We start from the raw sequence: 14,740 nt of genomic DNA on the forward strand, positions 1-14,740 counted from the left end.
AGACATTCTTGGAACAGGTCACCGACCACACCCTGGCCGCGGCCCGCAAGGTCATCGCGGTGCATATCAACTACCCCAGCCGGGCCGCCCAGCGCGGCCGGACGCCGGAGCAGCCTTCCTACTTCCTGAAGCCATCGTCCTCCCTGACAGTCGGTTCGGCAGCAGCCCCTTCAACAGTGGAGCGCCCCGCCGGCTGCGAACTCCTCGGCTATGAGGGCGAAATCGCGTTGATCATCGGCAAGCCCGCCCGGCGCGTAAGCCTCGGGGACGCCTGGAGCCACGTCGAATGGGTCACGGCCAGCAACGACCTCGGCGTGTACGACCTCCGCTATGCGGACAAGGGCTCCAACCTCCGGTCCAAGGGCGGCGACGGCTTCACGCCCGTGGGCCCGGGCCTGATCCCGGCGGACGCCGTGGACCCCGACGCACTGCGGATCCGCACGTGGCACAACGGCGAACTGGTCCAGGACGACACCACCCACGACCTGCTCTTCCCGTTCGCCCGGCTCGTGGCCGACCTCTCCCAGCTGCTCACCCTCGAAGAAGGGGACATCATCCTCACCGGCACCCCGGCCGGGGCCTCGGTCGCCACGCCGGGCGACGTCGTCGAGGTTGAAGTCAGCAGCGCTGACCTCACTACCGGCCGGCTGGCCACCCGGGTGGAGGAAGGCACGACGCCGTTCGCGGACTTCGGCGCCCGGCCCAAGACGGACGACACGCAGCGGGAGGAAGCCTACGGTTCCCGCGAAGCGGCGGGGCTTGCGCTTCAGGCACCAGCGGCAGCGGAGGCCACCGCCGTCGGGCATGTCCTGTCCCCGGAGCTGAAGTCGAAGCTGGAAAGCGTCTGCACCGCCACCCTGTCCTCCCAGCTGCGCAAGCGCGGGCTGAACAACGTCAGCATTGACGGCCTCACCTCCACCCGCCCCGACAAGCGCATTGTGGGCCTGGCCCGGACCCTGCGCTACGTGCCCAACCGCGAGGACCTCTTCAAGGCCCACGGCGGCGGATTCAACGCCCAGAAGAAGGCGATCGACTCCGTCAACGAGGGTGAAATCCTGGTCATGGAGGCCCGCGGCGAAAAGGGCACCGGCACTATCGGCGACATCCTGGCCCTCCGCGCCCAGGTCCGCGGAGCCGCCGCCATAATTACCGACGGCGGCGTCCGCGACTTCTCCGCCGTCGCCGCCATGGACATGCCCACCTACTACGCCAACCCGCACCCCGCGGTCCTGGGACGCCGGCACATCCCGTGGGACACGGACATCACCATCGCCTGCGGCGGCACCACCGTGCAGCCCGGGGACATCATTGTGGCGGATTCCGACGGCATCCTGGTGATCCCGCCGGCCCTCGCCGAAGAGCTCGCGGATGATTCCATCGCGCAGGAGCGTGAGGAAACGTTTATCGCCGAGATGGTGCAGCAGGGCCACAGCGTGGACGGCCTCTACCCGCTGAACGCCGCATGGCGCGCCAGGTACGACGAATGGGAAGCGATGGGAGGCGGGCAAAACCAATGGCTGACACAGTGACTGCCGCTGCCACAGGCACCAGCGCCGCCGCTAACGCAGGCACGCACACCGCCAGCAAATCCGAGCGGGCCTACGCCTCCGTCAAAACCCGCATCGTCGACGGCACCTACTCCCCCGGCTACCGGCTGGTGCTCGCCAAGATCGCCGAGGACCTGGGCGTCAGCGTAGTGCCGGTGCGCGAGGCCATCCGCCGGCTCGAGGCGGAAGGCCTGGTGAAGTTCGAGCGGAACGTCGGCGCCACCGTGGCCGGCATTGACCCCACCGAATACCTGTACACAATGCAGACGCTGAGCATCATCGAGGGCGCCGCGACGGCCCTTTCGGCTCCGCTCATCGGGCCGGCGGACGTGGCACGCGCCCGGGCCGTGAACGCCGAGATGCGCGACTGCCTGACACACTTCGACCCGGTCCGGTTCACGCAGCTGAACCAGGACTTCCACAGCGTCCTGTTCGAGCACTGCCCCAACCCGCACATCCTGGACCTGGTCCACCGGGGCTGGAACCGCCTCGCGTCGCTGCGGTCCTCCACGTTCCGGTTCGTCCCCGGCCGCGCCCACGAGTCCGTGGACGAACACGAGGAGCTCCTGCAGCTCATCGAGTCCGGCGCCGGCGCGGATGAGATCGAACGGGCCGCCCGCCTGCACCGCTCCGCCACCCTGGACGCGTACCTCGCCCAAAGCAACAGTTAGGAAGACAACAATGACGTTTACTGCTCCTGTTACCACCACCCACTACATTCCGCAGGACCTGCCCACCCACATCCAGCACTACATCAACGGCGAGTTCGTTGACTCCGTGGGCGGCAAGACCTTCGACGTCCTGGACCCGGTGTCCAACACCAACTACGCCACCGCGGCCGCCGGGCAGAAGGAAGACATCGACCTCGCCGTCGCGGCCGCCCGCGAGGCGTTCACCAACGGCCCGTGGCCGAAGATGAAGCCCCGCGAACGCGCCCGCGTGCTGAACCGGATCGCCGACGCCGTCGAGGCCCAGGAGGCCCGGCTCGCCGAGCTGGAGACCTTCGACACCGGCCTGCCCATCACCCAGGCCAAGGGCCAGGCGCTCCGCGCGGCCGAGAACTTCCGCTTCTTCGCGGACCTGATCGTGGCCCAGTTCGACGACGCCATGAAGGTCCCCGGCGCCCAGATCAACTACGTCAACCGCAAGCCGATCGGCGTCGCCGGCCTCATCACGCCGTGGAACACCCCGTTTATGCTGGAGTCCTGGAAGCTGGCCCCCGCACTGGCCACCGGCAACACCGTGGTGCTTAAGCCGGCAGAATTCACCCCGCTCTCCGCCTCCCTGTGGGCGCAGATCTTCAAGGACGCCGGCCTTCCCGACGGCGTGTTCAACCTTGTCAACGGACTCGGCGAGGAAGCCGGCGACGCCCTTGTGAAGCACCCGGACGTCCCGCTGATCTCCTTCACCGGCGAGACCACCACCGGGCAGACGATTTTCCGCAACGCCGCGGCCAACCTCAAGGGCCTGTCCATGGAGCTTGGCGGCAAGTCCCCGTGCGTCGTGTTCGCCGACGCCGACCTCGACGCCGCGATCGATTCCGCCCTCTTCGGGGTCTTCTCGCTCAACGGCGAGCGCTGCACCGCGGGCTCACGGATCCTGGTGGAGCGCGCCGTGTACGAGGAATTCTGCGACAAGTACGCCGCCCGGGCCAAGAAGATCGTGGTCGGGGACCCGCACGACCCCAAGACCGAGGTGGGGGCCCTGGTCCACCCGGAGCACTACGCCAAGGTGGCCTCCTACGTGGAAATCGGCAAGTCCGAGGGCCGGCTTCTGGCCGGCGGCGGCCGCCCCGAGCACCTTCCAGAAGGCAACTACATCGCCCCGACGGTGTTCGCCGACGTCGCGCCGGATGCGCGGATCTTCCAGGAGGAGATCTTCGGTCCCGTTGTTGCCATCACCCCCTTCGACAGCGACGACGAAGCCCTCGCCCTGGCGAACAACACCCGTTACGGCCTGGCCGCCTACATCTGGACGCAGAACCTGACCCGCGCCCACAACTTCTCGCAGAACGTCGAGGCCGGCATGGTGTGGCTCAACAGCCACAACGTCCGTGACCTGCGCACACCGTTCGGCGGCGTCAAGGCGTCCGGCCTGGGCCACGAGGGCGGCTACCGCTCCATCGACTTCTACACCGACCAGCAGGCCGTGCACATCACGCTGGGCACCGTCCACACCCCCAAGTTCGGCGCCTAACAGCGCTCACCGGCACCCTTTCAACGAAGAGAGAATCCCATGACCAGCCAAGTTTCACAGCACAACTTCGTCCCCACCCCCACGGTCCCGGCGCCGGACATCGTCCGCTGCGCCTACATGGAGATCGTGGTCACGGACCTCGCCAAGTCCCGCGAGTTCTACGTGGACCTTCTGGGCCTGCACGTCACCGAAGAGGACGAAAACGCGATCTACCTGCGCTCCCTCGAGGAGTTCATCCACCACAACCTGGTGCTCCGCAAAGGCCCCATCGCCGCCGTCGCGGCCTTCGCCTACCGGGTGAAGTCCCCCGCCGAGGTGGACGCCGCCGAGGCGTACTACAAGGAGCTGGGCTGCCGCACCGAACGCCGCAAGGACGGCTTCACCAAGGGGGTGGGCGACTCCGTCCGGGTGGAAGACCCGCTGGGCTTTCCCTATGAATTCTTCTACGAGGTGGAGCATGTGGAACGCCTCACCCAGCGCTACGACCTCTACTCCGCCGGCGAGCTGGTCCGGCTGGACCACTTCAACCAGGTCACCCCGGACGTTCCCCGCGGCCGGAAGTACCTGGAGGACCTGGGCTTCCGCGTCTCCGAGGACATCCAGGACTCCGACGGCGTCACGTACGCCGCCTGGATGCACCGCAAGCAGACGGTGCACGACACCGCCCTGACCGGCGGCAACGGCCCGCGCATGCACCACGTCGCGTTCGCCACCCACGAAAAGCACAACATCATCCAGATCTGCGACAAGATGGGCGCCCTGCGCATCAGCGACAGGATCGAACGCGGCCCCGGCCGGCACGGCGTCTCCAACGCCTTCTACCTCTACATCCTGGACCCGGACGGGCACCGCGTGGAGATCTACACCCAGGACTACTACACCGGCGACCCGGACAACCCCACCATCACCTGGGACGTCCATGACAACCAGCGCCGCGACTGGTGGGGCAACCCCGTGGTCCCGTCCTGGTACACCGAGGCTTCTCTGGTGCTGGACCTCGACGGCAACCCGCAGCCCGTCGTCGTCCGCGAGGAAAAGAGCGAAATGGCCGTGACCGTGGGAGCCGACGGCTTCTCCTACACCCGCAAGGAAGAGGACGGCCACACCGGGGAAAAGACCGGCTTCAAGCTCGGCGCGCAGCTGTAGCCATGCTGGATGCCAAGACGATCGAGGCCATCGCCGACGAGCTACTGGAAGCCGGCCGCAGCCGGACCCCGGTCCCCCGCCTGACTTCCCGCTACCCGGACATGACGGTGGAGGACTCCTACGCCGTGCAGCAGCTGTGGCGCCGGCGCAACGAGGAGGCCGGACGGAAGCTGGTGGGCCGCAAGATCGGCCTCACCTCCAAGGCCATGCAGGCGGCCACCGGCATCACCGAACCGGATTACGGCGCCATCTTCGATGACATGGTGCTCGAGACCGGCTGCGCCGTCCAGTGGGACCGGTACACCCACCCCCGCGTGGAAGTGGAGCTGGCGTTCGTGCTGAAGAAGGACCTGTCCGGCCCCGGCTGCACCATCTTCGACGTCCTGAACGCGACCGACTACGTGGTGCCGGCCCTCGAGATCCTGGACTCCAGGATCGAAATGGAGGGCCGGACCATCGTGGACACCATCGCGGACAACGCGGCGATGGGCGCCATGGTGGTGGGCGGCAACCCCGTCCGTCCCGACGCCGTGGACCTGCGCTGGGTCTCCGCCATCCTCTACAAGAACCAGACCGTGGAGGAAACCGGTGTGGCGGCAGGGGTCCTGGACCATCCGGCCGCGGGGGTCCACTGGCTGGCGAACAAGATCGCCGCCCACGGTGACGCCATGAAGGCCGGGGACATCATCCTGGCCGGTTCGTTCACCCGTCCGCTCTGGGTGTACCAGGGCGATACCGTCCACGCCGACTACGGACCCCTTGGGAGCATCACATGCCGTTTCGAGTAGAACCAGACGCCACTTTCCGGGACGCCCTGCGCAACCAAACGGGCGCTGCCGGCCGTCCCCTGGCGGGGATGTGGGTGTGTTCGGGCAGCCCCCTGGTGGCGGAGATCTGCGCGGGCGCCGGACTAGACTGGCTCCTGATCGACGCCGAGCACAGCCCCAACGGCCTTGAGTCCATCCTCGCGCAGCTCCAGGCCGTGAACGGCTACCCGGTCCAGGTGATGGTCCGGCCTCCGGTCAACGACACCGTGCTGATCAAGCAGTACCTGGACCTGGGCGCCCAGAACCTGCTGATCCCCATGGTGAACTCGGCGGCCGAGGCGGAAGCCGCCGTGGCCGCAACCCGGTACCCGCCGCACGGCGTGCGCGGCGTGGGCTCCGCGCTGGCCCGCGCATCCCGCTGGAACCGGGTCCCCGATTATCTGCCCGGGGCCTCCGGCACCGTCAGCGTCACGGTCCAGATTGAATCCGCCGCGGCCGTCGAGGCCGTGGCGGAGATTCTGGCGGTCGACGGTGTGGACGCCATTTTCCTGGGACCCTCGGACCTCGCCGCGTCCATGGGCGTGCTGGGGCAGCAGGAACACCCGGACGTGCGTGCCGCCGTCGAACACTGCCTAGCCGCGGCCGCAGCGGCCGGCAAACCCGCCGGCGTGAACGCCTTTAATCCGGCCACCGCGCAGCACTATCTGGCCTCCGGAGCGGCCTTTGTCCTGGTGGGCGCCGATGTGGCCCTCCTCGCCCGGGGCAGCGAAGCCCTCGCTGCGAGCTTCGTGACACCGGCCTCCGGCGCCACCCCCACCAGTTACTGACCAGGACCTATGCCGGTTCCAGCGCCGGTTCGCCGAGGAAGCCGTCCCTGGACTGCCCTCCGTTCGGCCCTACCGGTTCCGCCCCGACGGGTGTCCAATAGTCCGTAACGGTAGGATCGCGGGCGAAGGAGCTGGCCATGGCTGCGCGGATGGGATTCAGGGGCGCTTCGGGCCGCCCGCGGCGGCGGATCTTGGCAATGCTGGGGGCGGTCTCGGCCGTCTTGGCGCTCCTGGCCGGGATGCTGACCGCGGCCGCTCCGCCGGCCCAGGCGGCCACCCTCTACGGCCACGATATTTCCTGGCCCCAATGTCCGACGGCGGTCGGCGGGCTGGGGCTCCCGCTTCCGCCGACCACGACGCAGTTCGTTGTGGTCGGGCTGACGCGGGGGCTTCCCTTCACCGAGAATCCCTGTCTGGCCAGCCAGGTGGGCTGGGTCAACAGCAACAACAAACGGGCCCACGCCTACACCATGGCCGCTTTCCCCACTGCGGCCCAGCTGACGACGTACCGCGCGCAGGGACCCTGGTCCGCAACGACCCGGGCCGGGCAGCTTTCCAATGTCGGTTACGCCGAGGCCCGCTACGCCGTCGCGAGCCTGCAGCGCGCGGGGTTCCGGCCCCCGGTCGTCTGGATCGATGTGGAGCCGCGGCCGGCCCAGCCCTGGCCGACCGCCACGGCCGTGCAGCAGCGGGAAAACCGGTACATCGTCGAAGGCCTCATGCGGGGCCTGCGGGACGCCGGTTTCTCCTACGGCCTGTACTCCTACGCCTCTGGCTGGCAGTCCATCACCGGCTCCTGGCGGCTGCCGGGCGTCCCGGTCTGGGCCACCGCAGGGCGCCTGGACTACCCTACCGAGGCGCTCGACCGATGCCGGCAGCCGAGCTTCTCCGGCGGACGCGTCTATCTCTCGCAGTGGTACGACGACGTCCGCGACTATGACCTCACCTGCGACCCGTACGCGTTCACGCCGCTGCCCATGCCGGCTTCCGCGCTCTCCGGGGCCACTGCGGACTTCAACGGCGACTGGAACAATGACGTGCTGGCCCGGGTCGCGGCCACCGGGGAGATGCGGCTGTACGCAGGGACCGGGCGGGGCGGGCTTTCCCCGGGCCTCAAAATCGGCACCGGCTGGGCCGGCTTCAACGCCCTCGAAACCCCCGGGGATTTCAGCGGGGACGGGGCGCTGGACGTGCTGGCCCGGGAATCGTCCACCGGGCGGCTGTGGCTGTACCGGGGTAACGGCTCCGGCGGCTGGCTGCCCCGCATCCTGATAGGCAGCGGCTGGCAAGCAATGAGTGCCATCGTCGGGCCAGGAGACTTCAACGGCGACCAGCGCGTCGACGTGCTGGCCCGCGAGGCGGCAACCGGCATCATGTGGCTCTACCCCGGCACCGGTACAGGCGGCTGGCAGCCCCGGGTGCGGGTGGGCAGCGGCTGGAACGCCTTCAACGCCTTGGTCGCCCCGGGGGACTTTGACGGCGACGGAGCGTCCGACGTGCTGGCGCGGGAAACGGCCACCGGCCGGCTGTGGCTCTACCGCGGAACCGGCACCGGCGGCTGGCTGCCGCGCGTGCTGCTCGGCACCGGCTGGAATGCCATGACCGCGGTGATGAGCCCCGGCGACCTGAACGGTGACCGGACCCCCGACGTCCTGGCCCGCGACAGCGCCGGGGTGTTGTGGCTCTATCCGGGCAACGGAGCCGGCAAGTGGTTGCCCAGGGTCCGTGCCGGGGTCGGCTGGAACATCATGAACGCCATCTTCTAGACGGCGCCGCCTGAGGGGGTACAGCCGCAACGGGTGTCCTCGGGAGCGGCTCAGGCTGCCGCCGGAGCAACGAGCGGCCCCGCTGCGGCAAGCTTGCCCCGCGCCCAGCGCCGCAGCGCCTTGCCCTTGCCCTTCCACCAACTGTCCTCGTCGCTGCCGTGGCGCCACCGGAAGATCACCATGACCATCACGAAGACTCCGCCCGCGACGTTCTGCCACGTTCCACTGGCCGCGTCGATCAGCACACTCACCGCGCAGATCAGGATGGAGGGCCAGGCCAAGGTTGTGAAGACGGTGTTGGCCACGTAGCGGCGGTGGGAGCGCGGCACCGACAGGGCACGGACCATGTCGAAGCAGACACACACCACCACGATCGTCTGGCCCAGGGACAGCAGGATCGAGCCCGTCAGGGACCCCGCGAACATGGCCAGGACCTGGAGCCCGGAGTTCATGACCTGCCCGCGATCAGTGCGGGTCCAGGTGCCGATTTCCCCGGCAAAGTTGGATTAAACATGCAGTGCCCCCCGGCTGTCTTCGCTGCTCCCCTGGCAATGACGCCAGCATCCTGCCATGAACAATTCAAGCGGCCGGGCGGCGTGTAAGTCACGCAAACGCTGTACCCGACTTTGAGACGCCGGCTACCCGATCCCCGGGAGCCGGTACTCGCTCCGGGGCGTTCACTACGTGGAAGAAGCGGGCAACAGGCCCCTTACTCGCTGTTCCGTGGCCGCCACACCACAACGGCCTGGGAGCGCGGCCGGGGGCGCTTGCCGCGGGCCAGGCTGACGACGTCACCGGCGGCTCCGGCAGCGAAGATGCGGGAGTCGAGGGCGCGCGGGCGCCGTTCGAGTTCCTCGCTGAGTTCAGTGACGCGCCGCTGCAGGGCGGCCACCTGGTTTTCCAGCTGGAGGATCCGCTTGATGCCTTCCAGCGAGACGCCCTCCTGGGAGAGCCGCTGCACCTCGCGGAGCATGGTGATGTCCCGCTGCGAGTACCGCCGGGACTTGCCGGGGGCGCGGCTGGGCGAGACGATGCCCAGCCGGTCGTACTGCCGCAGCGTCTGGGGGTGCATATCCGCCAGCTCCGCGGCGACGGAAATCACGAAAATCGGCTGCTCAAAGTCGAAGGCCATGGCGGGCGCCCGTTCCTAGAGCCGGGCCTTGGCTGCCAGTTCGGCGCGGACATCCTCGCCGGCGGTGGCCGCGGAGAAGGCCTTGACGGCGGCTTCGGCGTCCTTGTTCAGCTTTCGCGGGACGGCGACGTCGATGGTCACCAGCAGGTCCCCGGTGGCCTTGGCGTGCTTGACGCCACGCCCCTTGACCCGGAGCGTGCGGCCCGACGGCGTGCCGGCCGGGACCCGCACTTTGACTTTGTCGCCGTTGATGGTGGGAACCTCGATGTCGGCGCCCAGGGCTGCCTCCGGGAACGTGACCGGCACGTGGATGCGGAGGTTGTCGCCGTCGCGGACGTAAAAGTCATGCGGTTTCACCGAGACCGTGACCATCAGGTCCCCGTTCCCGGCCGGACCGTACTGGCCCTTGCCACGGACCCGGACCTTCTGGCCGTCCTTGATGCCGGCCGGGATGCGCACGTCGATGACTTCGCCGTCCGGTTCCCGCAGGCCGATGGTGGTGCCGCGGATGGAGCCGGCGAAGGAAATGGAGGTGGACGCCGTCCGGTCCGCGCCCTTCTGCGGCGCCCGCTGGAACGACTGCCCGCCGCCGAAGCCGCCGGCGCCTCCGCCAAAGAGATCCGCGAACTCCGGCGGAATGCCGCCGGAGGTGCTGTAGCCGCCGGAGTGGCGACCGCCGCCGCCGGTGAACAGGCCGCCAAAGAGGTCTTCAAAGCCAGCCCCGCCACCGGCGCCGCCGCCACCGCCGCCGGGGGCGAACCGTGCGCCGCCCATGGCCCGGATAGCGTCATACTGCTGGCGCTCGTCGGGATCGGAGAGCACGGAATAGGCCTCGGAGATGTCCTTGAACTTCTTCTCCGAAGCGGTATTCCCCGCGTTGGTGTCCGGGTGGTGCTGCCGCGCGAGCTTCCGGTAGGCCTTCTTGATGTCGGCGTCGGAAGCGTCCTTGGCGACTCCAAGGATCTTGTAAAAGTCCTTGTCCACCCAGTCCTGGCTAGCCAATGGCGTTTCCTTTCAAATCTGTTCTTACCGAGCCCTCCGCGATACATGGGCCCCCGCCCCTTCGCCGGGTGGCTTGGGATCTGCGATCCCAAGCCACCCGGCTTCGACAGGCCCGATGCCACTCCCGGGGCCCATGTATCGCTGCGAGCTTGTGATCATCTCACCTTAGGTGACACGAACGCTGAACGCCGGAGCGGATGAGGGGGCCCGGGAGTGGCTTCGGGCCTGCCGGAGCGTGGTGGCAAAGTCCGTTAGGACTTTGCCACCACGCGGAGGGGCGGGGCCCCCTCATCCGCGGAGGCGTGGAGGTAGTTACGCCGGCACAGCCACGATCACCTGTGCTGCGCGGAGCACGCGGTCTCCGGACTTGTAGCCCGAGCGCAGGACCTGGCTGACGGTGTCGATCTCGACGTCCGGGCCGGGCTGCTGGATGAGGGCCTCGTGGATCGTGGGGTCGAACTCCACGCCGGTCTCATCGATCCGCACCAGGCCGTACGTCTTCAGCGCGTTCTCCAGCTTGGCGGCGATCGCGGCGAACGGTCCGTCCGTGAGGTCACCATGCTGGCGGGCGGCGTCGACGTCGTCCAGGACCGGGAGCAGGGAGTTCAGGACGCCGATGACGGCCATCTCCCCTGCCACGGCACGGTCGCGCTCGACGCGCTTGCGGTAGTTGACGTACTCGGCCTGCAGACGGCGGAGATCATTCCTGAGCTCCTCCGCCTCCGCGCCGTCGACACCCTGGGCCACGGATTCCGCGGCGGGCACCTCAACACTGTTGAGGATGTCCTCCGCCTGGGACAGGGCGTCCCCGGAATCCGCGTCGCCTGCCGCGGCGTGCTCCTGGTCGGGGTGGCGGGCCTGGCCGGTCTTCGGATCAACCTTGCGGTTGTCGTGGATGATCGGCTTCTGCGGCTCACCTTCCTGATTGGCGGCGTCCCGCCGCTCTGCGTCGCGACGGCTCTCGGAAGAACCGTGCTCTTCTTCGTTACCGTGGTGCGGCATGATTACTTCTTCTCGTCTTCGTCAACGATCTCGGCGTCGACGATGTCCTCGTCGGTGCCGGCCGCCGGCTCATCGGCGGGTGCACCCTGGGCGCCGGTGGCGCCGTCCGGGGAACCTGCCTGGGCGTAGATGGCCTCGCCGAGCTTGGTCTGGGAAGCCTGGAGCTTCTCAAACGCGGTCTTCACAGCGGCGTCGTCGGTACCCTCGAGGGCGGCCTTGAGCGCGTCGACGTCGGCCTGGACCTCGGTCTTGACCTCTTCCGGCAGCTTGTCGGCGTTGTCGGCGATCAGCTTGTCCACCGAGTAGGCCAGCTGCTCGGCAGTGTTGCGGGTGTCGGCTGCCTCGCGGCGGGCCTTGTCCTCTGCTGCGTGCTCCTCGGCGTCCTTGACCATGCGGTCAATGTCTTCCTTGGAGAGGCTGGAGCCGCCCGTGATGGTCATGGACTGTTCCTTGCCGGTGCCCTTGTCCTTGGCGGAGACGTGCACGATGCCGTTGGCGTCGATGTCGAAGGTGACCTCGACCTGTGGGACGCCGCGGGGGGCGGGCGCGATGCCGGTCAGCTCGAAGGTGCCCAGCGGCTTGTTGTCGCGGGTGAACTCGCGTTCGCCCTGGAAGACCTGGATGGCCACGGACGGCTGGTTGTCATCCGCCGTGGTGAAGGTCTCGGACCGCTTGGTGGGGATGGCCGTGTTGCGCTCGATCAGGTGCGTCATGATGCCGCCCTTGGTTTCGATGCCGAGGGACAGCGGGGTGACGTCGATCAGGAGGACGTCCTTGCGCTCACCCTTCAGGACACCGGCCTGCAGGGCGGCGCCGACGGCGACGACCTCATCCGGGTTCACGCCCTTGTTCGGCTCCTTGCCGCCGGCGAGTTCCTTGACCAGGTCGTAGACGGCTGGCATACGGGTGGAACCGCCGACGAGCACGATGTGGTCGATCTGGGAAAGCTGGATGCCGGCTTCCTTGATGACGTCGTGGAACGGCTTCTTGGTGCGCTCCAGCAGGTCCTTGGTGAGGTCCTGGAACTTGGCGCGGGTCAGCTGCTCGTCCAGGTGCACCGGGCCGTCGGGGGTGACGGAGAGGTACTGCAGGGAAACATTGGTGCTGGTGGAGGAGGAGAGTTCCTTCTTGGCCTGCTCGGCTGCCTCGCGGAGGCGCTGGAGGGCGATCTTGTCCTTGGAGAGGTCGATGCCCTTGACCTTGAGCTGGTTCAGCAGGTAGTCGACAACGCGCTGGTCCCAGTCGTCGCCGCCGAGGCGGTTGTCGCCTGCGGTGGAGCGGACCTGGATGGTGGAGAAGTCGTCCTCGTCCTTGCCCACCTCGAGGAGGGAGACGTCGAAGGTTCCGCCGCCGAGGTCGAAGACGAGAATGAGTTCATCTTCCTTGCCCTTGTCCAGGCCGTAGGCCAGGGCAGCTGCGGTGGGCTCGTTGACGATGCGCAGCACCTTGAGGCCTGCGATTTCGCCGGCTTCCTTGGTGGCCTGGCGCTCGGCGTCGTTGAAGTACGCGGGGACGGTGATCACGGCGTCCGTGACCTTTTCACCCAGGTAGGACTCGGCGTCGTTCTTGAGCTTCATGAGGATACGGGCGGAGATTTCCTGCGCCGTGTACTTCTTGTCGTCGACGGCGACGTTCCAGTCGGTGCCCATGTGGCGCTTGACGGAGGCAATGGTGCGGTCGATGTTGTTGACGGCCTGGCGCTTGGCGATCTCGCCGACCAGCACTTCGCCGGACTTGGAGAAGGCAACAACCGACGGCGTGGTGCGGCCACCCTCGGCGTTGGCAATGACGGTGGGCTCGCCGCCTTCGAGAACGGAGACGACGGAGTTGGTGGTTCCGAGGTCGATACCTACTGCACGTGACATGTGTTGCTTCCTTCTTTCCTTGGAAACTTACTGAGATGGATGCGGACCGCGAGCGGTCCACACGGTATTGAGTGATCTGCACTCAACTTTACTCAGGGCCGTTTCAAAGTCAATTCAAAGTTGAGCGAGATAGACTCAACTTTGAATTTCGGACGTCACGTAACACTCTCGGAGAGGCATTCTTTCCCGGAATTCCGGGCGTGGCAGGGCGGCAACCGGCGGGATGCCGCCCTGTTCGCTGTGCGCGAAGTCCGCTGCTAGCGGTCGGTTCCGGCGGCCCCGGCGGTGCCGTAGTCGCCTTCGGGGTACTCCCCTTCTTCTGCGGCAGCCGGCGGCGCGTTGGTGCCGCCTGCCGCCCCGTAGTCACCCTCGGGGTAGTCGCCCTCTTCGGCGCCGACGGCGGTGGCGCCGGCCGTGCCTGCCGCGCCGTAGTCACCGGTAGGGTATTCGCCTTCCACGGCTTCTGCCGGATTCTCCCCTGCAGTGCCCGCCGCGCCGTAGTCTCCCTCGACATACTGGCCCTCGGCGGGTTCGACGTCGGCTTCCGCCGCCTTGCGATCAAACTCGTTGTTTTCGGACATGTTTGGATCCTTCCTGGAAGCCTCGTCGCGCCCAGGCAGGCGCAGTGGCAGTCTATCGAGCACCGGCGGGAGGCAACAGGGGGGCGGACAAAGCCCGCCCGGGCCATTTTGGGGCATCTATCGGGGCCCTATTCCGGGCGGCTATTCCGGGCGGCGGCCGGCAGGGTCCGCCGAGGGGTCCAGGCCCGCGAGGTCCGCCAGCGCGGCCAGGTGGTGGGCGAAAAGCTCTTCCGGAGCGGCGAAGGTGTCTGCACCGTACTGGCCGAACACCTCAAAGCTGATGGCTCCGAACAGTGAGGTCCACACGAGCGCACCGCGCGCCAGCAACCCGTCGGGCACGGCGAGCCCCATGCCGGCCCGGATGCGTTCCAGGTCGGCAGCCAGCGGTACGGCGACGGCGGCCCGCCCGCCGGGCGCTGCCAGCCGGCCCGCACGGTAGGCGCCGTCGAGGAGCGCCATCAACGCGTAAATGACCCGCGTGCCCGGGCCGGTGGTCCGCTCGGCCGGCGCACGGTATCCGGGCACAGGGCTGCCGAAGAGGAGACCGTAGCGGGCCGGTTCGCGCAGCGCCCAGCGCCGCACCGCAGAGCCGAGGGCGTTGAACCGGCCGGAAAAGTCAGCCTCGGGAAGGGCTGCCACCGCCGCGTCCACTTCATCACCCAGTTCGTTGTAGGCGTCGATGAGCAGCAGGGTCAATAGCTCCTCCCGGTTCTCCACATAGCGGTAGACCGCCGAAGAGACGACGCCGAGATCCCTGGCCACGGCGCGGAGCGACAATGCGGCAGCCCCGTGCAGGGCCAGATGTTCCCGGCCGAGGCGCACAATGTCCTCGATGGTCCGGGCCCGGGCCCGCTCGCGGGGCGTGGGCGGCTTCGTGGACGGGAGGCTGGGGTTCTGTGGCACTGACCC

General features: G+C 68.0%; 14 protein-coding genes. 7 read left to right on the top strand and 7 right to left on the bottom strand.

Features of this window, described 5'->3' with window-relative positions:
- Positions 1-8: 8 nt before the first annotated feature.
- The 7 genes from FS787_RS08350 to FS787_RS08380 all read left to right on the top strand — a co-directional run bounded on the left by FS787_RS08350 (position 9) and on the right by FS787_RS08380 (position 8,249).
- Complete coding sequence (locus FS787_RS08350; RefSeq protein WP_144671700.1) at positions 9-1,529, top strand: fumarylacetoacetate hydrolase family protein; 1,521 nt, start codon at positions 9-11, stop codon at positions 1,527-1,529.
- Positions 1,514-2,218 (top strand): GntR family transcriptional regulator, encoded by a 705-nt coding sequence (locus FS787_RS08355; protein ID WP_260982454.1) that lies wholly within the window; start codon positions 1,514-1,516, stop codon positions 2,216-2,218. Before FS787_RS08350 ends, FS787_RS08355 begins: the two co-directional genes overlap by 16 nt.
- 10 nt (positions 2,219-2,228) lie before the next feature.
- Positions 2,229-3,743, top strand: coding sequence for a 5-carboxymethyl-2-hydroxymuconate semialdehyde dehydrogenase (hpaE, locus tag FS787_RS08360; RefSeq protein ID WP_144671701.1), 1,515 nt, complete (start codon positions 2,229-2,231; stop codon positions 3,741-3,743).
- 39 nt (positions 3,744-3,782) lie between these two features.
- Positions 3,783-4,889, top strand: a complete 1,107-nt coding sequence (hpaD, locus tag FS787_RS08365; RefSeq protein ID WP_144671702.1) for a 3,4-dihydroxyphenylacetate 2,3-dioxygenase — start codon at positions 3,783-3,785, stop codon at positions 4,887-4,889.
- A gap of 2 nt (positions 4,890-4,891) precedes the next feature.
- Entirely contained in the window at positions 4,892-5,677 is a 786-nt protein-coding gene (gene hpaH, locus FS787_RS08370; protein WP_144671703.1) for a 2-oxo-hept-4-ene-1,7-dioate hydratase, read from the top strand.
- Entirely contained in the window at positions 5,662-6,483 is an 822-nt protein-coding gene (locus FS787_RS08375; protein WP_186329112.1) for an aldolase/citrate lyase family protein, read from the top strand. Before hpaH ends, FS787_RS08375 begins: the two co-directional genes overlap by 16 nt.
- 137 nt (positions 6,484-6,620) lie before the next feature.
- Positions 6,621-8,249: an FG-GAP-like repeat-containing protein gene (locus FS787_RS08380; RefSeq protein WP_186329113.1), complete on the top strand. Its 1,629-nt coding sequence runs from the start codon at positions 6,621-6,623 to the stop codon at positions 8,247-8,249.
- A 50-nt stretch (positions 8,250-8,299) separates the two neighbouring features.
- On the opposite strand, the gene FS787_RS08385 is transcribed toward FS787_RS08380, so the two are convergent.
- The 7 genes from FS787_RS08385 to FS787_RS08415 form a co-directional block, all read right to left on the bottom strand.
- Complete coding sequence (locus FS787_RS08385; protein ID WP_144671704.1) at positions 8,300-8,701, bottom strand: hypothetical protein; 402 nt, start codon at positions 8,699-8,701, stop codon at positions 8,300-8,302.
- A gap of 257 nt (positions 8,702-8,958) precedes the next feature.
- Positions 8,959-9,381: a heat shock protein transcriptional repressor HspR gene (locus FS787_RS08390; RefSeq protein ID WP_144671705.1), complete on the bottom strand. Its 423-nt coding sequence runs from the start codon at positions 9,379-9,381 to the stop codon at positions 8,959-8,961.
- A 15-nt stretch (positions 9,382-9,396) separates the two neighbouring features.
- Positions 9,397-10,383, bottom strand: a complete 987-nt coding sequence (locus FS787_RS08395) for a DnaJ C-terminal domain-containing protein (protein WP_186329114.1) — start codon at positions 10,381-10,383, stop codon at positions 9,397-9,399.
- Positions 10,384-10,695: 312 nt separating this feature from the next.
- Complete coding sequence (locus FS787_RS08400; RefSeq protein ID WP_144671706.1) at positions 10,696-11,385, bottom strand: nucleotide exchange factor GrpE; 690 nt, start codon at positions 11,383-11,385, stop codon at positions 10,696-10,698.
- Positions 11,386-11,387: 2 nt separating this feature from the next.
- The gene (dnaK, locus tag FS787_RS08405; RefSeq protein ID WP_144671707.1) at positions 11,388-13,250 is read right to left on the bottom strand and encodes a molecular chaperone DnaK; all 1,863 of its coding nucleotides are present in this window, start codon (positions 13,248-13,250) and stop codon (positions 11,388-11,390) included.
- Between the two features lie 257 nt (positions 13,251-13,507).
- Complete coding sequence (locus tag FS787_RS08410; protein WP_144671708.1) at positions 13,508-13,831, bottom strand: hypothetical protein; 324 nt, start codon at positions 13,829-13,831, stop codon at positions 13,508-13,510.
- Between the two features lie 141 nt (positions 13,832-13,972).
- Complete coding sequence (locus tag FS787_RS08415; protein WP_144671709.1) at positions 13,973-14,734, bottom strand: TetR/AcrR family transcriptional regulator; 762 nt, start codon at positions 14,732-14,734, stop codon at positions 13,973-13,975.
- Between the last annotated feature and the right edge of the window lie 6 nt (positions 14,735-14,740).

It is taken from the genome of Arthrobacter sp. U41 (genome assembly GCF_007679325.1).
Lineage (GTDB): Bacteria > Actinomycetota > Actinomycetes > Actinomycetales > Micrococcaceae > Arthrobacter.